The 21,455-nt window shown below is 66.6% G+C and carries 24 protein-coding genes; 22 read left to right on the plus strand and 2 right to left on the minus strand.

Annotated elements, in window-relative coordinates:
* Window positions 1-5 precede the first annotated feature (5 nt).
* From KU43P_RS09710 to KU43P_RS09800, 19 genes are all read left to right on the plus strand, one after another.
* Window positions 6-902, plus strand: a complete 897-nt coding sequence (locus KU43P_RS09710; protein WP_317662615.1) for a VOC family protein — start codon at window positions 6-8, stop codon at window positions 900-902.
* Window positions 903-913: 11 nt separating this feature from the next.
* Window positions 914-1,795 (plus strand): CoA transferase subunit A, encoded by an 882-nt coding sequence (locus KU43P_RS09715; RefSeq protein ID WP_317662617.1) that lies wholly within the window; start codon window positions 914-916, stop codon window positions 1,793-1,795.
* A gap of 12 nt (window positions 1,796-1,807) precedes the next feature.
* Window positions 1,808-2,599, plus strand: a complete 792-nt coding sequence (locus tag KU43P_RS09720; protein WP_317662619.1) for a CoA-transferase subunit beta — start codon at window positions 1,808-1,810, stop codon at window positions 2,597-2,599.
* Between the two features lie 38 nt (window positions 2,600-2,637).
* Entirely contained in the window at window positions 2,638-3,510 is an 873-nt protein-coding gene (locus tag KU43P_RS09725) for an enoyl-CoA hydratase (RefSeq protein WP_317662621.1), read from the plus strand.
* A gap of 1 nt (window position 3,511) precedes the next feature.
* Window positions 3,512-4,579, plus strand: a complete 1,068-nt coding sequence (locus KU43P_RS09730) for an NAD(P)H-dependent flavin oxidoreductase (protein WP_317662623.1) — start codon at window positions 3,512-3,514, stop codon at window positions 4,577-4,579.
* 12 nt (window positions 4,580-4,591) lie between these two features.
* Window positions 4,592-5,347 carry an enoyl-CoA hydratase family protein gene (locus KU43P_RS09735; RefSeq protein ID WP_317662625.1) on the plus strand — a complete coding sequence of 252 codons (756 nt, stop codon included), beginning with the start codon at window positions 4,592-4,594 and terminating at the stop codon, window positions 5,345-5,347.
* 11 nt (window positions 5,348-5,358) lie between these two features.
* Window positions 5,359-6,525, plus strand: a complete 1,167-nt coding sequence (locus tag KU43P_RS09740; protein ID WP_317662627.1) for an acyl-CoA dehydrogenase family protein — start codon at window positions 5,359-5,361, stop codon at window positions 6,523-6,525.
* Between the two features lie 10 nt (window positions 6,526-6,535).
* Entirely contained in the window at window positions 6,536-7,591 is a 1,056-nt protein-coding gene (locus KU43P_RS09745; protein WP_317662629.1) for an acyl-CoA dehydrogenase family protein, read from the plus strand.
* A 21-nt stretch (window positions 7,592-7,612) separates the two neighbouring features.
* Window positions 7,613-8,761 (plus strand): acetyl-CoA C-acetyltransferase, encoded by a 1,149-nt coding sequence (locus KU43P_RS09750; protein ID WP_317662631.1) that lies wholly within the window; start codon window positions 7,613-7,615, stop codon window positions 8,759-8,761.
* A 9-nt stretch (window positions 8,762-8,770) separates the two neighbouring features.
* The gene (locus KU43P_RS09755) at window positions 8,771-9,646 is read left to right on the plus strand and encodes an SDR family oxidoreductase (protein ID WP_317662632.1); all 876 of its coding nucleotides are present in this window, start codon (window positions 8,771-8,773) and stop codon (window positions 9,644-9,646) included.
* A gap of 172 nt (window positions 9,647-9,818) precedes the next feature.
* A complete protein-coding gene (locus KU43P_RS09760; protein ID WP_317662634.1) occupies window positions 9,819-10,967 on the plus strand; it encodes an acyl-CoA dehydrogenase family protein in 1,149 nt (382 codons plus the stop codon).
* A complete protein-coding gene (locus tag KU43P_RS09765) occupies window positions 10,964-12,154 on the plus strand; it encodes an acyl-CoA dehydrogenase family protein (protein ID WP_317662636.1) in 1,191 nt (396 codons plus the stop codon). The genes KU43P_RS09760 and KU43P_RS09765 overlap by 4 nt, the downstream gene beginning before the upstream one ends.
* A gap of 17 nt (window positions 12,155-12,171) precedes the next feature.
* A complete protein-coding gene (locus tag KU43P_RS09770; protein ID WP_317662638.1) occupies window positions 12,172-12,954 on the plus strand; it encodes an SDR family oxidoreductase in 783 nt (260 codons plus the stop codon).
* Between the two features lie 2 nt (window positions 12,955-12,956).
* A complete protein-coding gene (locus KU43P_RS09775) occupies window positions 12,957-13,415 on the plus strand; it encodes a MaoC family dehydratase (protein ID WP_317662640.1) in 459 nt (152 codons plus the stop codon).
* A 10-nt stretch (window positions 13,416-13,425) separates the two neighbouring features.
* The gene (locus KU43P_RS09780) at window positions 13,426-14,628 is read left to right on the plus strand and encodes an acetyl-CoA C-acyltransferase (protein WP_317662642.1); all 1,203 of its coding nucleotides are present in this window, start codon (window positions 13,426-13,428) and stop codon (window positions 14,626-14,628) included.
* 1 nt (window position 14,629) lies between these two features.
* Window positions 14,630-15,004 carry a nuclear transport factor 2 family protein gene (locus KU43P_RS09785; RefSeq protein WP_317662644.1) on the plus strand — a complete coding sequence of 125 codons (375 nt, stop codon included), beginning with the start codon at window positions 14,630-14,632 and terminating at the stop codon, window positions 15,002-15,004.
* Window positions 15,005-15,414: 410 nt separating this feature from the next.
* Entirely contained in the window at window positions 15,415-16,662 is a 1,248-nt protein-coding gene (locus KU43P_RS09790) for an IS256 family transposase (protein ID WP_317658073.1), read from the plus strand.
* 139 nt (window positions 16,663-16,801) lie between these two features.
* Entirely contained in the window at window positions 16,802-17,071 is a 270-nt protein-coding gene (locus tag KU43P_RS09795) for a hypothetical protein (RefSeq protein ID WP_317662646.1), read from the plus strand.
* 4 nt (window positions 17,072-17,075) lie between these two features.
* Window positions 17,076-17,348 (plus strand): DUF3077 domain-containing protein, encoded by a 273-nt coding sequence (locus KU43P_RS09800; protein ID WP_317662647.1) that lies wholly within the window; start codon window positions 17,076-17,078, stop codon window positions 17,346-17,348.
* A 137-nt stretch (window positions 17,349-17,485) separates the two neighbouring features.
* Here KU43P_RS09800 and KU43P_RS09805 read toward each other — a convergent pair whose 3' ends face one another.
* Complete coding sequence (locus KU43P_RS09805) at window positions 17,486-17,959, minus strand: SRPBCC family protein (RefSeq protein WP_317662649.1); 474 nt, start codon at window positions 17,957-17,959, stop codon at window positions 17,486-17,488.
* A 15-nt stretch (window positions 17,960-17,974) separates the two neighbouring features.
* Complete coding sequence (locus tag KU43P_RS09810) at window positions 17,975-18,748, minus strand: SDR family oxidoreductase (RefSeq protein ID WP_317662650.1); 774 nt, start codon at window positions 18,746-18,748, stop codon at window positions 17,975-17,977.
* 163 nt (window positions 18,749-18,911) lie between these two features.
* Between KU43P_RS09810 and KU43P_RS09815 the strand changes: the two genes are divergently transcribed.
* Genes KU43P_RS09815 through KU43P_RS09825 form a run of 3 tightly spaced genes read left to right on the plus strand, consistent with a single transcriptional unit; the run spans window position 18,912 to window position 21,451 of the window.
* Window positions 18,912-19,739 (plus strand): alpha/beta fold hydrolase, encoded by an 828-nt coding sequence (locus KU43P_RS09815; protein WP_317662651.1) that lies wholly within the window; start codon window positions 18,912-18,914, stop codon window positions 19,737-19,739.
* Window positions 19,736-20,527: a fumarylacetoacetate hydrolase family protein gene (locus tag KU43P_RS09820; protein ID WP_317662653.1), complete on the plus strand. Its 792-nt coding sequence runs from the start codon at window positions 19,736-19,738 to the stop codon at window positions 20,525-20,527. Before KU43P_RS09815 ends, KU43P_RS09820 begins: the two co-directional genes overlap by 4 nt.
* Window positions 20,528-20,542: 15 nt before the next feature.
* Window positions 20,543-21,451, plus strand: coding sequence for an acetaldehyde dehydrogenase (acetylating) (locus tag KU43P_RS09825; protein WP_317662655.1), 909 nt, complete (start codon window positions 20,543-20,545; stop codon window positions 21,449-21,451).
* The last annotated feature ends 4 nt before the right edge of the window (window positions 21,452-21,455 follow it).

The following is a 21,455-nucleotide window of genomic DNA, read 5'->3' on the forward strand; positions in this document are numbered from 1 at the left end:
GGCACATGGATATCCGTGGCCTGGGGTATGTCACCGTGCAATCGCGCGACCTGCAGCAGTGGCGCCACTATGCCAGCCAGGTGCTGGGCATGATGGTGAGCGAGGACGAGTCCGGCGAGCGCCTGTTGCTGAAGATGGACGAGCGCCCTTATCGCATCCTGGTGCAGCACAGCGCCCAGGACGGCTTCGGCGCCTGCGGCTGGGAGGTGGCCAGCCAGGCCGCCTTCGACCAGGCCGTGGCCGAGCTGCGTGTCGGCGGCGTGACCGTGGAGCAGGGCGATGCCGGCCAGTGCGCCCAGCGCCGGGTGCAGGCGCTGGCGCTGTTCGCCGACCCCGACGGCAACCGTCACGAGCTGTACTGGGGCCCGCGGCAGGACTTTGCCCGCTTCGTCTCGCCGGTCGGTGTGCGCGGCTTCGTCAGCGACGACTTGGGCATGGGCCACGTGGTGCTGCCGGCGCCCACCTTCGAACGCTGCCGTGATTTTTACGAGCAGCTGATGGGCTTCGGCCTCTCGGACCTGATGAAAGTCCGCTTCACCCCCGATCCGGCCGAGCCGGAAAAACGCATTCACTTCATGCACTGCAACAACGGCCGTCACCACTCCCTGGCGATCTTCGAGTGCCCGGTTGCCAGCGGCTGCGTGCACATGATGGTCGAGGTCGACGGCCTCGACGAAGTCGGCCGCGGCCTGGACCGCCTGCACGCCCACGGCGTGAAACTGACCGCCACCCTCGGCCAGCACACCAACGACCAGATGATCTCCTTCTACATGCGCACGCCCTCGGGTTTCGACCTGGAGTACGGCTGCGACGGGCTGGTGGTCGACTGGAGCCGCCACACGCCGTTCGAGAGCACCGTGGTCAGCCAGTGGGGCCATGACTTCAGCGTTGGCCGCCAATGAGGACAGTACCCATGGACAAACAGATGACCACCGCCGAAATGGTCGCCCAGCTGCAGGACGGCATGACCCTGGGCATCGGCGGCTGGGGCCCGCGGCGCAAACCGATGGCGCTGATCCGCGAGATCCTGCGCTCGAACCTCAAGGACCTGACCATCGTCGCCTACGGCGGGGCCGATGTCGGCATGCTGTGCGCTGCTGGCAAGGTGAAGAAGCTGGTGTTCGCCTTCGTGTCCCTCGATTTCATTCCCCTGGAGCCGCACTTTCGCAAGGCGCGCCAGGAAGGGGCCATCGAGGTGATGGAAATCGATGAAGGCATGCTGCTGCTGGGCCTGCGGGCGGCAGCGATGAACGTGCCCTTCATCCCCACGGCCGTCGGCCTGGGCACCGACGTGCTGCGCTGCAACCCGGACATCAAGCTGGTGGCCTCGCCGTATGCCGACGGCCGTGACTGGGTCGCCATGCCGGCGCTCAAGCTCGACGCGGCGCTGGTCCACGTCGACCGCGCCGACGCCCGCGGCGTCTGCCAGATCGCTGGCCCCGACCACTACATGGACGACCTGTTCGTGCGGGCTGCGGCGCGCACCTTCGTCACCTGCGACGAACTTGTGCCCAGCGACTGGTTCCATGCCGAGCCGTCGCGTGCGCACCAGGTGTTCTGGGAGCGCAACCTGACCACCGCAGTCGCCCATGTGCCGGGGGGCGCACACCCCTCGTCCTGCGCGCCGCTGTATGGCTTCGATGTGCCGCACTTCAAGGCCTACGCCGCCTCGGCGCAAAGCGAGGCCGACTGGCAGGGGTACGTCGACCACTACGTGGGCTGTTCCCACGCCCAGTACCTGGAACGTTGCGGCGGCCTCGAAGCCATCCGCCAACTGCCCCTGCCGGTTTTCTAAGCGAGGAACGCCATGACCACCGCACACCCTTACAGCCTCGCCGAACTGATGATCTGCGCCGCCGCCCAGGCCTGGCGCGACGACGGCGAGGTGCTGGCCACCGGCATTGGCGTGATCCCGCGCCTGGCCGCTTCGCTGAGCATGCTCGACGGTAACCCCCGGCTGATGATGACCGACTCGGAGGCCTACATGGTCGCCGAACCGGTGCCGGTAGGCCCACGCAACGGCCATGAGCCCAAACGCGACAGCTGGATGGGCTTCTCGCGGATCTTCGACAACGTCTGGAGCGGCAAGCGCCACGCGATGATCGGGCCGATCCAGGTCGACCGCTTCGGCCAGGCCAACCTGTCGTGCATCGGCGACTACGCCAAACCCAAGTCGCAGATGCTCGGCGTGCGCGGCTTGCCGGGCAACTCCATCAGCCATGCCAACTCGTTCTACGTGCCCAGCCACAACCGCCGGGTGTTCGTCGAAGGCGAGTGCGACATGGTTTCGTCGGTGGGCTACAACCCGGCTCGCCTGGCCCGTGGCTGGGCATTGGAAGACATCGATATCCGCCTGATCGTCACCGACCTGTGCGTGCTGGACTTCCTCGGCCCTCGGCACCAGGTGCGGGTGCGCTCGCTGCACCCCGGGGTGAGCCTGGACGAGGTGCGCGACAACACCGGCTTCGAACTGCATGTGCCAGAGCAGGTGCCGCTCACCACGGCGCCCACCCAGGCGCAACTGCAGCTGATCCAGCGGCTGGACCCTCACGCGCTGCGCGCCAGCCAGCTCAAGGGCAACCCGCCCGGCCAGCGCTGAGCCGCACAAGGCCAACACCTCGAATCGGAGTAGCAGCAATGAGCGAGCAAGACATCACACCCGCCGATGAGGTGGTGCTGTACGAAGTACGGGGTGCGGTGGCCCTGGTGACCATGAACCGGCCCGCGTTCCACAACGCCCAGAACTCACGCATGACCTATGCCCTGGATGCAGCATTCGCCCGCGCCTGCGCCGATGACGCGGTGAAGGTCATCGTGCTGCGCGGCGCGGGCAAGCACTTTTCTGCCGGCCACGACATCGGCACCCCGGGGCGCGATGTGGACCAGAGCTTCGACCGGGTCAGCCTGTGGTACGACCACGTCAACAAGCCGGGCGGCGAGTTTCTCTACGCCCGTGAACAGGAGGTCTACCTGGGCATGTGCCGGCGTTGGCGCGACATGCCCAAGCCCACCATCGCCATGGTCCAGGGCGCCTGCATCGCCGGTGGCCTGATGCTGGCCTGGGTCTGCGACCTGATCGTCGCCAGCGACGACGCCTGGTTCCGCGACCCGGTGGTGCGCATGGGCATACCGGGGGTGGAATATTTCGCCCACGTGCACGAGCTGAACCCGCGTATCGCCAAGGAGTTCCTGCTCCTGGGCAACCCCATGCCGGCGGCCCGCGCCTACCAGATGGGCATGCTCAACCAGGTCGTCCCCCGCGAGCAGCTGGAGCAGGCCACGCTGGCCATGGCCGAGCAACTGGCACAGATGCCGCGCCTGGGCCTGCAACTGGCCAAGCAGGCGGTGAACAACGCCGAGGACCTGATGGGCAAGCGCGCCACCATGGACATGGTGTTCGGCCTGCACCACTTCGCCCACGCCCACAACGAGCTGGTCTGCGGCGACCGCCTGGGCGGCCACGACGCCCGCTCCATGGCCAGCGCGCAACGTGAAACGGGGAGGGCGTGAGATGGCCGTGTCACTGCAGACGCGCCTGACCGCCTTGCTCGGTTGCCGCTACCCGATCATCCAGACGGCCATGGGCTGGGTCGCCGACCCGCGCCTGGTGGCCGCCACCTGCAACGCCGGTGGTTTCGGCTTCCTTGCCGGGGCGACCATCGAGCCGCGGCAGATGGAGGCGGCGATCGTGGAAACCCGGCGCCTCACCGACCAGCCGTTCGGGGTCAACTTCCACATGTACCAGGCCAACGCCGCCGACATCGTCGAGCTGGTGCTGCGCCACAAGGTGCGGGCGGTGAGCTACAGCCGTTCGCCCGGCAAGCAGATGATCGCCCGCCTCAAGGACGCCGGCGTGGTCTGCATGCCCACCGTCGGTGCCCTCAAGCACGCGCAGAAGGCCGTGGAGATGGGCGCCGATGTGGTCACCGTGCAGGGCGGCGAGGGCGGTGGGCACACCGGCACCGTGCCCACGGCGATGCTGCTGGGCCAGGTGCTCGATGCGGTCCAGGTGCCGGTGGTGGCCGCGGGCGGCTTCAAGGACGGCCGTGGCCTGGTGGCGGCCCTGGCCCAGGGGGCCGACGGCATCGCCATGGGCACGCGCTTTCTGATGAGCGCCGAGAGCCCGGTGCCAGCCGCCACGCTGGCGCGCTACCTGGCGGTGCGCGACCCGGCCCAGGTGATCGTCAGCCGGGCCATCGACGGCATGCCGCAACGCATGATCCGCAACGAGCTGCTGGATTCGCTGGAGTCCGGCAACAGCCTGCGCCGCTGGCTGCTGGCGCTGCGCAGCGGCCTGGCCTACCGCCGCCATACCGGCCTGGGCCTGGGCGAGCTGCTGGGCAGCGCGCTGAAAATGCGCCAGGGCGGCGGCCTGACTGCCGCCCAGAGCCTGATGGCCGCCAACGCACCGATGGTGATCCAGAAGGCCATGGTCGAAGGCCGCCCAGCCGAGGGCGTGCTGCCGGCCGGGCAGGTGGCTGCCGGTATCGACAGCCTGCCCGATTGCGCCGAATTGATAGAGCAGATCGTCCAGGATGCCGAGCGGCACCTGGACGCGCTGTACCGCCGACTTTCCTGAGGGGGAATCCCGATGCAAGCATTCAACGTCACCATCGACCGCGGCATCGCCGAGCTGGTGTTCGATCACCCGCCGGTCAATGCCTTCAACAGCCAGGGCTGGGCCGATATCGCCCGCACCCTGGACGCGCTGGGCCGCGACGACAGGGTGCGGGTGATCGTCATCCGTGCCGAGGGCCGCGGCTTCTGCGCCGGGGTCGACATCAAGGAGCTGGCCGCCGACGCCAACCTGATCGTGGCGGTCAACAAGGGCAACTACGACACCTTCAAGGCCATTCACCGCAACCCGCTGCCGGTGATCGTCGCCGTGCACGGCTTCGTGCTGGGCGGCGGGATCGGCATCTGCGGCGCCGCCGACATTCTGCTCGCCTCCGACTGCGCCCGCTTCGGCGTACCCGAGGTAGACCGTGGCGCCATGGGCGGCGGCGCGCACCTGCAGCGGCTGTTCCCGGTGCAGAAGGTGCGCCACATGTACTTCACCGGCGAAATGATCGACGCCGCCGAGGCGTACCGCCTGGGCGCCGTGGAGCGCGTGGTGCCGCGTGAACAGCTGCGCGAGGCCGCACTGCAGATCGCCGCGTCCATCGCGGGCAAGAGCGCGGCCATGATCCGCCTGGCCAAAGAGGCGCTCAACGGCATCGAGGACGGCAACCTCGAAGACAAGTACCGCCGCGAACAGGGCTTCACCCTGGAGGCGTACCGTGCCCAGGACTCCCAGGAAGCGCGCGACTCGTTCGTCGAGAAGCGCAGCGCTCACTTCAACGGCTGAGGGCAGCGACCATGGACCTGACCTACACCAAGGCTCAACAGGCATTCCGAGCCCAAGTGCGCGCCTGGCTCGAAGCCAATGTGCCCAGCGAGCCGCTGCCCTCGTTCGACACCGAAGAGGGCTTTGCCGCGCACCGCGCCTGGGAAGCCACGCTCAACGAGGGGCGCTGGGGCATGGTCACCTGGCCCACCCGGCTGGGTGGGCGGGGCTGCGACCTGATCGAGTGGCTGATCTTCGAAGAAGAGTACTACCGTGCCGGCGCCCCGGCGCGGGTCAACCAGAACGGCATCTTCCTGCTCGGCCCCACCCTGATGGAGTACGGCACCGAGGAGCAGAAGGCGCGCTTTCTGCCGCGCATGGCCACCGGGCAGGACATCTGGGCTCAGGGCTGGTCGGAGCCGGGCGCCGGCTCCGACATGGCGGCGATCCGTGCCAAGGCCGTGCGCGACGGCGACCACTATGTGCTCAACGGCCAGAAGACCTGGTCGACCCGCGCCGTATGGGCCGACTGGGTGTTCTGCATCTTCCGCACCGACCCTGCGTCCCAGCGCCACCACGGGCTGACCTTCATCCTGGTGCCGTTGAACAGCCCCGGCATCACCGTGCGGCCGATCCCGCAGTTGAACGGCCTGCCGGGTTTCGCCGAGATCTTCTTCGACGATGTGCGGGTGCCGGTAGACAACGTGCTGGGTGGTGAGGGCATGGGCTGGCATGTGGCGATGTCCACCGCAGGCTTCGAGCGCGGGCTGATGCTGCGCTCGCCAGCGCGCTTCCAGGAAACCGCACGGCGCCTGGTGCAGCTGTACCAGGCCAACCGCGAGCGCGCCGACCGCGACCCGGCCATCGGTGAGGCGGTGATGCGCTGCTGGCTGGATGCCGAGGCCTACACCCAGCTCACCTACATGACCGCCTCGAAGCTGGTGAAGGGCGGGCGGATCGGGCCGGAGTCCTCGACCAACAAGATCTTCTGGTCCGAGCTGGACCTGCGCCTGCACGACACCGCCATGAGCATCCTCGGCCTGCGCGGCGAGCTGCTGCCCGAGGCCCCGGCCGCCGGCGACGTCGGCCCGTGGCTGGAAGGCTTCCTGTTCGCCCAGGCCGGGCCGATCTACGCCGGCACCAACGAGATCCAGCGCAACATCATCGCCGAACGCATGCTCGGCATGCCGCGCGCCTGAGGAGCAGACCATGGACTTCAGTTTCAACAGCGACCAGCTGCTGTTCCAGGACAGCGTGCGCAGTTTCTTCATCAACGAGGTCACCCCGGAGCGCATCCGCGAGCTGTGGGACACCGACAGTGGCCGATGCGATCGACTCTGGGGCCAGCTGGTCGAGCTGGGCCTCACTGCCCTGACCGTGCCCGAGCAGTACGGCGGCCTGGGCCTGGGTGCCCTGGACTTCGTGCTGCTGGCCCAGGAATGCGGCTACGCCGGCCTGCCCGAGCCCCTGGTGGAAACCATGCTGGTGGCGGTGCCGCTGCTGGCCGAGCTTGGCCAGGCGCACGAGGCGCTCAAGCATGACTGGCTGGGCCGGGTGGCCGAAGGGCGGGCGCGGTTGGCGGTGTGCGAGCCGGGCAACCCGCTGGTCAGTGATGCCCATGTCGCCGACCTGCTGTTGCTCAGCCATGCAGACGAGCTGCATGCCGTGCCGCGTGAAGCCGTGGAACGGGTGCGCAATGTGTCGGTGGACCCGAGCCGCCACTTGTATCAGCTGAGCTGGACACCGACTGCAGCCACCTGCGTGGCCCGTGGCGATGAAGCCGCGCAGCTGCTGGCGCGTGCCTTCGAACGGGGCGCGCTGGGCTGCGCCGCGCAGCGCCTGGGGCTGGCCAAGCGCATGGTCGACCTGGCCGTGGACTACAGCTTCGAGCGCAAGCAGTTCGGCAAGCCGATCGGCTCGTTCCAGGCGGTGAAGCACCTGATGGCCAACGTCGCGGTGCGCATCGAGTTCGCCAAGGGCCCGCTGTACCGCGCCGCGTTTAGCGTGGCCCATGGCGAGGCGGCGCAGGCGGTGGCCGTGTCCCACGCCTGCCTGGCCACCTCGGAGGCGGCCATGCTGGCGGCGCGCAACGCGATGCAGGCCCACGGCGCGATGGGGTACACCTGGGAAGTCGACCTGCAGATCTTCATGAAACGCGCCTGGGCCCTGGACAAGGCCTGGGGCGACCCGGCGCTGCACAAGGCGCGGGTGCGCCAGGCGCTGTTCGAACAGGGGCTGGCCATTGGCGCCGGCGCCACTTTCTGATTGCCGACTTAGAGGTAGAACATGCCTGAAGCCTATATCGTCGACGCCCTGCGTACGCCCACCGGGCGGCGCAAGGGTGGCCTGGCGCAGATCCACGCCGCCGACCTGGGTGGCCATGTGCTGCGGGCCCTGGTCGAGCGCAATGCCATTCCCGATGACGACTACGACGATGTGATCTTCGGCTGCGTCGACACCATCGGCCCGCTGGCGGGCGACATCGCCCGCACGGCCTGGCTGGCCGCCGGGCTCAGCCAGGCCGTGCCAGGTACCACCATCGACCGCCAGTGCGGCTCGTCGCAGCAGGCGGTGCACTTCGCCGCCCAGGCGGTGATGAGCGGCACCCAGGACGTGGTGGTCGCAGGCGGTGTGCAGACCATGACGCAGATCCCGATTTCCTCGGCCATGACCGCCGCCGAGCCGTTGGGTTTCACCAACCCGTTCACCGGCTCCGAGGGCTGGGTGCGCCGTTACGGCACCACGCCACCGACCCAGTTCCGCTCGGCGCAGATGATCGCCGAACGCTGGCAGCTCAGCCGCCAGGCGCTGGAAGCCTATGCGATGGAGTCCCATCGCCGGGCATTGCGGGCCATCGAGCAGGGGTATTTCCGCCGCGAGATCGTGCCGCTGGTGGGCGTGGAGCATGACGAGACGCCGCGCCACACCAGCCTGCAGAAGATGGCCGAGCTGGAGTGCCTGTTCGGCTGCGACCGGGTTACCGCCGCGGTGTCGAGCCAGACCTGCGACGCTGCCAGCGCGGTGCTGATCGTTTCGCAGGCGGCGCTCAAGCGCTACAACCTGACGCCGCGGGCGCGCATCCATCACATGAGCGTGCGCGCCGACGACCCGGTATGGATGCTCACCGCGCCGATCCCGGCCACCGAATACGCGCTCAAGCGCGCCGGCATGCGCCTGGAGGACATCGACCGGGTGGAGATCAACGAAGCTTTTGCCTCGGTGGCCATGGCCTGGCTGCAGGAGACGGGCTACCCCCATGCCCAGACCAACGTCAACGGCGGCGCCATTGCCTTGGGCCATCCGCTGGGCGCCACGGGCACCCGGCTGATGTGCAGCCTGCTGCATGAACTGGAGCGCAGCGGCGGCCGCTATGGCCTGCAGACCATGTGCGAAGGCGGCGGCCAGGCCAACGTGACCATTATCGAACGCTTGTAGGAGAACAGCATGGCAAGTTGCGAAAACCGCACCGTGATCATCACCGGTGCCGGCGGCGGACTGGGCCGGGCCTATGCCCTGGCCTTCGCCGCCGAGGGCGCGAAGGTGGTGGTCAACGACATCAACCGCGAAGCCGCCGAGGCGGTGGTGGGGCAGATCCGCGAGCACGGCGGGCAGGCCGTGGCCAACAGCAACGACATCACCGACTACGCCGATGCCGGGCGGATCCTGCAGGCGGCGCTGAACACCTTTGGCGGGCTCGATGTGGTGGTGAACAACGCCGGCATCTGCCGTGACCGGATGTTCGCCAGCCTCACCGAAAGCGACTGGGATGCGGTGGTGGCGGTTCACCTGAAGGGGCATTTCTGCCTGTCCAGCCACGCCGTGCGCCACTGGCGCGAGCAGGCCAAGCATGGCGAGAAAGTGGATGCGCGGATCATCAATACCAGCTCCGGCGCCGGGCTGCAGGGGTCGATCGGGCAGTCCAACTACAGCGCGGCCAAGGGCGGGATCGCCGCGCTGACCCTGGTGCAGGCGGCAGAGCTTGCGCGTTACGGCATCACGGTCAATGCCCTGGCCCCGGCGGCGCGCACCGGCATGACCGAGCAGGTGTTTGCCGAGGTGATGAAGAAACCGGAGCAGGGCTTCGACTTCTTTGCGCCAGACAACGTAGCCCCGGTGGTGGTGTGGCTGGGTTCGGCGGCATCGGCCGGCGTCAGTGGGCAGCTGTTCGAGGTCGAAGGCGGGCGCCTGTCGATCGCCGACGGCTGGCGGCGTGGCCCACAGCTCGATAACCATGGGCGCTGGGCGGTGGCCGAGGTGGGCGCAGCCGTTGCGCAACTGCTGCAACAGGCCGTGCCGGCGCAGAAAGTCTACGGCACCTGACTCCACGTTTTCCGCTGGCTCTGCGGGCCGCATCACTTGCCAGGGTGATGCGGTTTTTTTGTTGTGCCAGGGCACGGGCAAAGGCCGCCCCTAGTCCGATTGGCCGATTCCACTCGCCCCGCACCCGCCCACACTTCGCTCAACACCCGCCAGACGAGTAGAAGACCCCGCGATGGACTTTGCATTCACCGACGAGCAGGAAATGATCCGTGAATCGGCCGAGGGCTTCCTCGCCGATGTCTGCGACTGCGCCGCCGTACGCACGGCCATGGCCAGCGAAACCGGCTACGACACCCACCTCTGGCAACGCCTGTGCAGCGAGATGTACTGGCCTGCCATCCACATCCCCGAAGCCTACGGCGGCCTGGGCCTGGGCTACGTCGAGCTGGCGATTCTGCTCGAACAGATGGGCCGTCGCCTGCTCTGTTCACCGTTCTTCGCCACGGCCTGCCTGGCCACGCCAGCGTTGTTGCTGGCCGGCAGCGAAACGCAGAAACAACGCTGGCTGCCCGCCATTGCCGAAGGCCGGGTGCGCGCCACCCTGGCCTGGGGCGACGGTGCCGGCTGGTCGCAGGACGGCATCAGCGTGGTCGCCAAGGCCGAAGGCGAGGGCTATGTGCTCGACGGCGAGTACGCCCAAGTCATCGACGGCCACAGTGCCGACCTGCTGGTGGTCGCGGCCTGGACGGCGCAGGGCATCAACCTGTTCCTGGTCGAAGCTGGGCAGGTGGGCCTTGTGCGCCAGTGGCAACCGACCATGGACCAGACCCGGCGCCTCGGGCGCATCCGCCTGGACCGTGTGTACGTCGGGCCGCAGGCCGTGCTCGAGGCCTCCTGGCCGCTGTTGCAGCAGGTGTTGCGCCTGGCCTGCATCGGCCTGGCCGCCGAACAGGTCGGCGGTGCCCAGCAGTCGCTGGACCTGAGCGTTGCCTACCTGCAGGAGCGCCAGCAGTTCGGCCGCCCGCTGGCCAGCTTCCAGGCCCTCAAGCACCGCGTCGCCGACATGATGCTGCAGGTCGAGTGTGCCCGTTCGGCCAGCTACTACGCCGCCTGCGTTGCCCAGGAAGCGCTGGACCCGGCGGGCGCCGCGCAGGTCGCCGCCGAGCTGCCGCTGGCCGCATCAACGGCCAAGTCTCAGTGCTCCCAGGCGTATTTCCACTGCGCCGCCGAGTCGATCCAGCTGCACGGCGGTGTCGGTTTTACCTGGGAGTACGACCCGCATCTGTATTTCAAGCGTGCCCGGGCCAGCGAAAGCTACCTCGGTGCACCCGCCTGGCATCTGCAGCAGATCGCCAACCTGGTGATCGGGGAGCAAGCATGAAGATCCGTTTCAGTGAACAGGACGAACGCTTTCGCGAAGAAGTCGCCGGCTGGTTGGCCGAGCACCTGTGCGGCGAGTTCGAGGCACTGCGGTTTCGCGGCGGCCCGGGCGATGAGCACATGTTCGCCCACGAGCGCAAAGCCTGGGAGCGCAAGCTCGCCGAAGGCGGCTGGACCTGCGTGGGCTGGGCCCCGGAGCATGGCGGGCGCGGGCTGTCGATCAGCCAGCAGGTGATCTTCCACGAAGAATATGCCCGCGCCGGCGGCCCGGGGCGCATGGGCCACATCGGCGAAGGCCTGGCCGGCCCGACCATTGCCGCTTTCGGCAGCGAGGAACAGAAGCGCCGGTTTCTGCCGGGCATCGTCGCCGGCACCACCTTCTGGTGCCAGGGCTATTCCGAACCGGGCGCCGGCTCCGACCTGGCCGCAGTGAAAACCCGCGCCGCCCAAGGCGCCGACGGCGACTGGCTGATCAACGGCCAGAAGGTCTGGACCTCGCTGGCCCACGAGTCCGACTGGTGCTTCGTGCTGGCCCGCACCGAGCCCGGCAGCGTCGGCCATCATGGCCTGTCGTTCCTGCTGGTGCCGATGGACCAGCCGGGGATCAGCGTGCGCCCCATCGAGCAGATGACCGGCACCTCGGAATTCAACGAAGTGTTCTTCGACGATGCCCGCACAGAAGCAGCGAACATCGTCGGCCAGCCCGGCGAGGGCTGGAAGATTGCCATGGCGCTGCTCGGCTTCGAGCGTGGTGTGTCCACCCTCGGCCAGCAGATGCAGTTCAACAACGAACTGGACGAGATCATCGCCATCGCCCGCAGCAACGGCGCCGACCGCGACCCGCATCTGCGCCTGCGCCTGGCCGAGGCCTGGTGCGGCCTGCGCATCCTTCGCTACAACTCGCTGCGCATGCTCTCCGGGCCCCAGGACGGTTCGCTGCGCCGCGAGGCGACCATCTACAAGCTGAACTGGTCGAGCTGGCACGCAAGCTTGGGCAAGCTGGCCATGGATGTGCTCGGGCCCGAGGCCGAGCTGCTCGAAGGTGCGCCATACCAGCTCAGCCGCCTGCAGTCGCTGTACCTGTTCAGCCGTGCCGACACCCTCTACGGCGGCAGCAACGAGATCCAGCGCAACATCATCGCCGAACGCGCCCTGGGCATGCCCCGGGAGCCGCGAGTGCGTCCCTGATCGAAGGAGTTTTCTGCATGACTGTTCCCCACTATGTTCCGGGCCATGGCCTGCTGCGCGGCAAGGCGGTGCTGATCACCGCGGCTGCCGGCTCCGGCATCGGCTTTTCCGCCGCGCTGCGCGCTGCCGAGGAGGGCTGCCGGGCGCTGATGATCAGCGATATCCACGAGGGCCGGCTGCACGAGGCCGTGGCGCGCATCCGTGAGGCCACCCAACTGCAGGCGGTGCATGGGCACTTGTGCAACGTGACCGACGAGACGCAGGTACGCGACCTGGTCAGCGCCGCCGAGCGCGAGCTGGGCGGTGTCGACGTGCTGATCAACAACGCAGGCCTGGGCGGCTCCCGCGCGCTGGTGGAGATGCCGGACGAGGAGTGGCAGCGGGTGATCGACGTGACCCTCACCGGCACCATGCGCATGACCCGGGCCATGTTGCCGCACATGATGGCGCGGGGCGCCGGGGTGATCGTCAACAATGCTTCGGTGCTGGGCTGGCGGGCGCAGAAACAGCAGGCCCACTATGCCGCGGCCAAGGCTGGGGTGATGGCGCTGACCCGCTGTTCGGCGCTGGAAGCGGCCGAGCATGGCATCCGTATCAACGCGGTGAGCCCGAGCATTGCCATGCATGACTTTCTCGCCCGCTCGGCACCCCAGGCGGTGCTGGACCAACTGGCCGCAGGCGAGGCCTTTGGCCGCGCCGCCGAGGTGTGGGAGGTGGCCAACGTGATGATGTTCCTGGCCAGCGACTACAGCTCGTACATGACCGGCGAAGTGCTGTCGGTCTCCAGCCAGAGGGCCTGACCATGCCACGTATTTTCGAGACGCCAGGTGCACTGCACGACGCCCAGGGGCAGGAGCTGGGCAAGAGCGAATGGCTGCTGGTGGACCAGGCGCGCATCGACCTGTTCGCCGAAGCGAGCGGCGACCACCAGTGGATACACGTGGACGCCGAGCGCGCCGCCCAGGGGCCGTTCGGCGCTTGCATCGCCCACGGCTACCTGAGCCTTGCGCTGGTCAACCTGTTCCTGCCGCAGATCGTCGAGGTGCGGGGCATTGCCATGGGCGTGAACTATGGCTGCGAGCGGGTGCGCTTCCCGTCGGTGGTGCGCGTGGGGTCGCGGGTGCGCGGCAGTGCCACGCTGCTGTCCACCGAGGCGGTGGGCGAGGGCGTGCAGGCGCTGATCCGCGTCAGCGTCGAGATCGAAGGCCAGGAACGGCCCGGCTGCGTGGTCGACACGATCAGCCGCTACTACCCGAACTGAGGAATCGAGCATGAACGAAGCAGTCATCGTGTCTACGGCGCGCACGCCCATTGGCAAGGCTTTCCGGGGTGCCTTCAACGATACTGAGGCGCCGACCCTGGGCGGCCACGTGGTGGCCGAAGCGGTACGCCGCGCCGGCATCGCGCCGGAGGAGGTGGAGGACGTGATCATCGGCGCCGCGGCCCAGCAGGGTACCCAGGCCTACAATCTTGGGCGCCTGTGCGCGACGGCGGCCGGGCTGCCGGCGCAGGTCGCCGGCATGGCGGTAGAGCGCCAGTGCGCGTCGGGCCTGATGAGCATCGCCATCGCCGCCAAGGGCATCGTCTGCAACGAACTCGACATTGCCGTGGCCGGTGGCCTGGAGTCGATCTCGCTGGTGCAGAACAAGCACAAGAACCTCTATCGCCTGCAGTCCAGCCTGGTGCTGGAGCGTGACCCCACGGCCTATATCCCGATGATCGAGACCGCCGAGATCGTCGCCCAGCGCTACGGCATCAGCCGCGAAGAGCAGGACGCCTACAGCCTGCAGAGCCAGTTGCGCACTGCTCATGCTCAACAGGCCGGGTTGTTCGACCTGGAGCTGGCGCCGCTGACCACGCACAAGCTGCTGGTGGACAAGGCCAGCGGCGAGAGCCGGCATGAGTCGGTGACCTTGCGCCAGGACGAGTGCAACCGCGCCGATACCAGCGCGGCCAGCCTGGCCGCACTGGAACCGGTGTGGGGGGGTGGGCAGTGGACAGGTGCCGGGCGCTTCATCACCGCAGGTAACGCCTCGCAGTTGTCGGACGGTGCCTCGGCGGCAGTGCTGATGAATGCACGCCTGGCCGAGCAGCGCGGCTTGCAGCCGCTGGGTATCTACCGCGGCCTGGCGGTGGCGGGGTGCAAGGCGGACGAGATGGGCATCGGGCCGGTGTATGCGATCCCCAAGCTGCTCAAGCGCCATGGGCTGAAGGTCCAGGACATCGGCCTTTGGGAGCTGAACGAGGCGTTTGCCTGCCAGGTGCTGTATTGCCGGGATACCTTGGGCATCGATAACGACCGGCTCAATGTGAACGGCGGCGCCATCGCCATTGGCCACCCGTTCGGCATGTCCGGGTCGCGGATGGTCGGGCATGCGTTGATCGAGGGCAGGCGCCGGGGCGTGCGCTATGTGGTGGTGAGCATGTGCATTGGTGGCGGCATGGGTGCTGCTGCGCTGTTCGAGGTGGCTTGAGATGGGCTTGCCGACGGCGCAGGAGGTTCAGCAGCTGATGCAGCGGTATGTGCTGCTGGTGGATGGCGGGGATGTCGAAGGCATTTTGGCGATGTATGCCGAGGATGCCACGGTCGAGGACCCGGTCGGGGCGGCGCCGTTGCGCGGGATCGAGGCCATTGCCGCGTTCTACCGGCAGGGCTTGGGGGCCATGCAGGTGTCGGCTGTGCTGACCGGGCCGGTGCGGGCGACCTGTGACGGGCAGGGGGCCGTGCCGTTTCGGGTGGTGTTTGGCGAGCGTGGGCTGGATGTGATCGATGTGATGGCGTTTGATGAGCGGGGGTTGATCCGCAGCATGAAAGCGTACTGGAGCGAGGTTAACGTCGAGGCGGTATGAACTCGCTCCTGGGGAGTATTTGAGGGCCCTATCGCTGGCAAGCCAGCTCCTACAGGGGCGGTGGGGTACCTGTAGGAGCCGGCTTGCCGGCGATAGGGCCAGCAGCCGTAAGATATTTCTGAACCTGAAACCAAATGCTTCAGGATTCGCATGTTTGGGAAGTATCCTACGACCGCTACTGAAATTTCGCTATTGTCGGGGAAATGCCTCACGGATAACGTTCTCCAGTCGCTTCGGCGACCGGGTGTGAGAACCCGCTTCGAACTTCATGTTAGTAGCACCGCTATGGCAGCAGTGCGCGGGCAGGCTTCGGCCTGGCCGGGCTTAATCACGGGTTCACCGGTTTCTCACCCCGCGTGAGGGTGTCAGAAATTTTGTGTTCGGGCATAACATGAGTAAGAGGTGCATGTATGCCAACCAAAAAGAAACCCCTGCGTGACCTGCCCAAAATCCCCAAAGAGCTGCTGGAGCAGTTCGGTGAGGGCCTGATGACCGCAGAAGCTATCGAGGATGCCTCTGCGGCGTTCAAAAAGGCCTTGATCGAGCGTGCTCTGCATGCCGAGCTTGGTCACCACCTGGGTTATCCGCCGGGCGCGCAGCGCCCAGAGGATGAAACCAACCAGCGTAACGGCAAGAGTGGCAAGACGGTTTTGACCGGCGATGGCCCGCTGCGGCTGGAAATTCCTCGTGATCGAGACGGCAGTTTTGCGCCCATTCTGATCCCTAAGCACGAACGGCGGTACACCGGTTTCGATGACAAGATCATCGCCATGTACGCCCGTGGCATGACGGTCAGAGAGATCCGAGCGTTTCTGTCCGAGCAGTATGGAACCGACGTTTCGCCCGATTTCATCAGCTCTGTGACAGACGAGGTCATGGAAGAGATTGGCGCGTGGCAACAGCGGCCATTGGAGCCGATGTACCCGGTCATTTTCTTTGATGCGCTGCGGGTGAAAATTCGCGAAGAAGGCCTGGTGCGCAACAAGGCCATTTACCTGGCTTTGGGCGTTCTACCCGACGGGACGCGCGATATCTTAGGCATCTGGATCGAGAACACCGAGGGTGCGAAGTTCTGGATGAAGGTTTTTAACGATCTCAAGACGCGTGGTGTCGAGGATGTGCTGATTGCCGTGACCGATGGCCTCAAAGGCATGCCAGAGGCTCTCAGCGCCGTGTTTCCAGAAACGACGCTGCAGACGTGCATCGTGCACCTGATCCGCAACAGCCTCGACTACGTGGCTTGGGACAAGCGCCGGGCACTGGCCAAGGCGTTGAAACCGATTTACCAGGCCATCAATGCAGAAGCGGCTGAGCAGGCATTGGATGAGTTTGAAAACGGACCCTGGGGCAAACAGTATCCAACGGTCGTGGCAGCCTGGAGACGCGCCTGGGATCGAGTGATTCCCTTCTTTGTCTTCCCACCTGCCATCCGCAAAGTGATCTACACCACCAACGCTATTGAGAGCATCAACGCCCAGCTACGCAAAATCATTAAAACTCGGGGGCATTTCCCGAACGATGAAGCAGCCACCAAGCTGATCTGGCTGGGGCTGCGGAACATCACGGCAAACTGGGGCTCGGCGGCGCATGATTGGAAAAGTGCGATGAATCAATTCGCGATTCTGTACGGGGATCGGTTCATCAGGCCGACGTGGTGAAAATCGGGCCTGCCTAACGGCAGGCCATTACCGGCCCGAACACAAAAAAACTGACAGTCCCCCCCGCGTACTGCTGCCACCCTTATCCCGTGAGAAGGATGAGATGGCAGATCCCATTAGCGAACCTGTGAGATCCGTCATGAAAAAGATTGTTCCTGACCCACCCCGCCCGAAGACCCCCAACACGCCATTCTTCACCGTCCAATCCGACATGTATCCCCCCGACGCCCTGGCCCACGTCAGCGAGCTGCTACGCGGCGTCATCGAAACCATCGACGAACACTGCCGAACCCGTGCGGGCGAACCTGGCTTGAACATGCTGGGCAATGCCATGCATGCCAGCGAGATCGCGTTTGCGCTGGTGGAGCATGTGCACACGCGGCTCTATGGCCAACACGCCCAGGGGTAACGACATGGCTGACCAGCCCAAGATCGTCACAACCGTCGGCGTCGAGACGTTCCTCGATGTCGGTAACCCGCCCATCGACCTGTTACGCGTCCAGCCAGGCATTCCGATCGATGATGCCTACGAGCAAGTTCCGATACTGCTGGGCTACATCAAGCATCTGGTGGGTGAGGGTGACATGGAAGATGACCACAAGCTGCTCGGCGCAGCGGATTATCTGGGTGCCTTGGCCAAGGCATTGATGAACGATATCGAGGTGGCCAAGAACAGGTTGCATTGACCTCAAGGGCCCTATCGCTGGCAAGCCAGCTCCCACAGATACCCCGCAATGCTTGAAAACGATGCCGTACCTGTGGGAGCCGGCTTGCCGGCGATAGGGCCAGCTCAGGCAAAAGCGATTTCATATCGCACTGCCAATCAACCCTGCAGATCCTTGTTCTGCGTGCGCCCACTCTCGTAATAGGCCTTCAGGTTTTCACCAATCTCCCGCACCACTTTGTCGAACGCCCGGCTCATTAGCCATTCGGCCAACCGCCCGCCACGCAGTCGATAATGCAGGCTGGTGCTGATGCGGCAGCTGTCCCCCGAACCCTCCAGCCAATACCGAAAACTGGCCTGGCGAAACGGGAAGGGCGCACCGGCATTACCCTTGTGCAGCACCAGCACAAACCCTGCGCCGTCCTCCCAGTGCACCACGCTCTCATCCAGCCACTGCCCACCCTTGCGCATGACCCGGCGGCTGGCGCCCATGCCCTCGCGGGCACCCGGGTGAAACTGGCTACCGGTCAGCCCCGGCACATAGTGCGGGGCAAGGCTGAGGTCGCGCAGCTTGCTCCAGGCCTGGTCGCGGGTCAGGTTCAGGGCCACGGTGTGGCGAGCGATGCGGTTCATCTGCAATCTCCAGGTTCAGTGGGCATTCGCTGCATCGAGAAACGCCGGGCGTTCACCGCCGCCATGCACGGCCAGGTCGGCGCCGCTGACGTAGCGGGCCAGAGGCGAGGCGAGGTAGAGGCAAGTGTCGCCGATGTCGTCAGGCTCGGCCAGGCGCCCCAATGGGATGGTCGCCGCCACCTGGGCCACGGCCTGGTCGTCACCGTAGTGCAGGCCGGCTTGTTCGGTGAGGATCAGCCCGGCGGTGACGGCATTCACCCGCACCTTCGGTGCCCATTCCACGGCCAGCGAGCGGGTGAGGTTCAGCAAACCGGCCTTGGCGGCGCCATAGGCGGCGGTGCCGGGGGAAGGGCGGGTGGCGCTGACGCTGCAGATGTTGATGATGCTGCCGCCCTCGGGCTGTGCCTGCATCACCCGGTTGGCCAGTTGGCAGAGGTTCAGCGGGGCCAGCAGGTTAAGGCGGATGATCGACTCCGAGAAGCGCGGCGAGGCACTGGCCGCATCGGCGTAGGGCGCGCCCCCTGCGTTGTTGACCAGCACGTCGAGGCGGCCGAAGCGCTCCATGATGTGGCCCATCATCCGCTCCAGCTGCTCCACGTCGCGTACGTCGCAGGGCAGGAACAGCGCCTCCCGGCCAGCCCGGGCCGGCAGCCGCTCCGGTGCCTGGCGGCCGCAGATCACCACGTGGGCGCCGCATTCCAGGAATCGCCGGCTGATGCCTCTGCCCACACCCTTGCCACCGCCGGTGACGAGGACGACTTTGTCGCGAAAACTCAAGGGGTCGTGCATGGGGATGCCTTGTCATTCAGGGAAATGCTCCGATCCTAGGCCCCGGTGCCGATCGGGCCTACGTCCAAAGGGACTATTGCGCCCGCGTAGTCCTCTCGGACGATGTTGCGCTTCAACCCCCTCTGAATAATTCCGGCACAACAATGAGCCGGGAGGATTCCCCATGGGCGCATCAGCGCAAGGGCACAAGGCCACGCTACCCAGCGGCCTGCAGCTGCACTACCACGACACAGGCACCGGCGACCCGGTCGTCTTCATCCACGGCAGCGGTCCCGGCGCCAGCGGGCACAGCAATTTCAAACACAACTACCCGGCCTTCGCTGCCGCCGGCCACCGCGCCATCGTCCCTGACTTGCCCGGCTACGGGGCATCGGACAAACCGCTGACCGACTACACCCTGGACTTCTTCGTCGACGCCCTGCTGGGCCTGCTCGACGTGCTGGACATCCCGCGCTGCACCCTGGTGGGCAACTCCCTGGGCGGCGCCATCGCCATTGCCATCGCCTTGCGCCACCCCGAGCGGGTCACACGCCTGGTGCTGATGGCCCCCGGCGGGTTGATGGACAAGGCCCAGTACTACCTGCAGATGGAAGGTATCCAGCGCATGGCCGCCGCGTTTGCCAGCGGTGAACTGCGCGATGCCGCAGGGATGAAGCGCCTGCTGAGCCTGCAGCTGTTCGACCCATCGCTGATCGACGACGACACCGTGGCCGAGCGCGTGGCGGTGGTCGCCGAGCAGCCCCCTTGCGTGCTCGCCACCATGGACGTGCCGAACATGGCTGATCAGGTGGCGCAGCTGGCCTGCCCGATCCTCGGCTTCTGGGGCATGAACGACAAGTTCTGCCCGGCCTCCGGCGCGCAGACCCTGATGCAGGCCTGCCAGCGCATCCGCTTCGTGCTGCTGAGCGAGTGTGGGCACTGGGTGATGGTCGAGCACCGTGCCCTGTTCAACCGTGAATGCCTGGCATTTCTCGCGGAGGGCCGCCCATGACCGCGCAGCTTCGCCAGCACTACGGCGACGAACTCTACCAGGCCCTGACCGAAGGCCAGACCCTGGCGCCCCTGACCGAGCGCTGGCCGGACATCACCATCGAAGACGCCTACCACATCTCGCTGCACAGCATGCAGCGGCGCGTGGCCGCCGGCGACCGGGTCATCGGCAAGAAGATCGGCGTCACCTCGGCTGCCGTGCAGCGCATGCTCGATGTGCACCAGCCGGACTTCGGCTTCATCACCCGCAGCATGGCTTTCGACGACGGTGCCGAGATTTCTCTGGCCGAGCACCGCCTGATCCAGCCGCGTGCCGAAGGCGAGATCGCCTTCGTGCTCAAGCACGACCTGGCCGGCCCCGGCGTGACCGAAGCCGATGTGCTGGCGGCGACCGACTACGTGACTGCCTGCTTCGAGATCGTCGATTCACGTATTCACGACTGGCGCATCCGCATCCAGGACACGGTGGCCGACAACGCCTCCTGCGGCGTGTTCGTACTCGGCAACGCGCGTGTCGACCCCCGCACCCTGGACCTGCCCAACCTGCACATGCGCGTGTCGAAGAACGGCCAGCCGCTGAGTGAGGGCCTGGGCTCGGCGGTGCAGGGCAACCCGTTGACCGCGGTCGCCTGGCTGGCCAACACCCTCGGCGCCTTCGGCATCCCCTTCAAGGCCGGCGAGGTGATTCTCTCTGGTTCGCTGGTGCCGCTGGAGCCGGTGCAGGCCGGCGACCAGTTTTTCCTGACCCTCGACGGCCTGGGCAGCGCCCAGGTGTCCTTCCGTGCCTGATCAAGGAGCAAGGCCATGAGCCAGAAACTGAAAGCGGCCATTATCGGCCCGGGAAACATCGGCACCGACCTGCTGATGAAAATGCTGCGCTCCGAATGGATCGAACCGGTCTGGATGGTCGGCGTCGACCCTGAATCCGAAGGCCTCAAGCGCGCCCGCGAGATGGGCGTGAAGACCACCGCCGAAGGCCTGGACGGCCTGCTGCCGCACGTGCTGGACGACGATATCCGCATCGCCTTCGACGCCACCTCGGCCTACGCCCATGCTCGCAACAGCGAGAAGCTCAATGAACTGGGCGTGGTCATGATCGACCTCACCCCGGCGGCCATCGGCCCGTTCTGCGTGCCGCCGGTCAACCTCAAGGAGCACGCCGCCAAGCTTGCGATGAACGTCAACATGGTCACCTGTGGCGGCCAGGCGACCATCCCCATGGTCGCGGCGGTGTCGCGCATCCAGTCGGTGGCCTATGGCGAGATCGTCGCCACGGTGTCCTCACGTTCGGTGGGGCCGGGCACGCGGCAGAACATCGACGAGTTCACCCGCACCACGGCAGGCGCAGTGGAGAGCATCGGCCGAGCGCGGCGCGGCAAGGCCATCATCGTCATCAACCCGGCCGAGCCGCCGTTGATGATGCGCGACACCATCCACTGCCTGACCGACGACACCCCGGACCAGGACGCCATCCGCGCCTCGGTACTGAGCATGGTTACCGAAGTGCAGCGTTACGTGCCCGGCTACAAGCTGGTCAACGGCCCGGTGTTCGACGGCAACAAGGTGTCGATCTTCATCGAGGTGGAAGGCCTGGGGGACTTCCTGCCCAAGTCGGCCGGCAACCTCGACATCATGACCGCCGCCGGCCTGCGCACCGCCGAGATGTTCGCCGAAGAAGCCCACAAGGGCGCCCTGCAATTGCCCGCCCGTTGAGGAG

The sequence above is a fragment of the Pseudomonas sp. KU43P genome (assembly GCF_033095865.1).
GTDB lineage: Bacteria > Pseudomonadota > Gammaproteobacteria > Pseudomonadales > Pseudomonadaceae > Aquipseudomonas.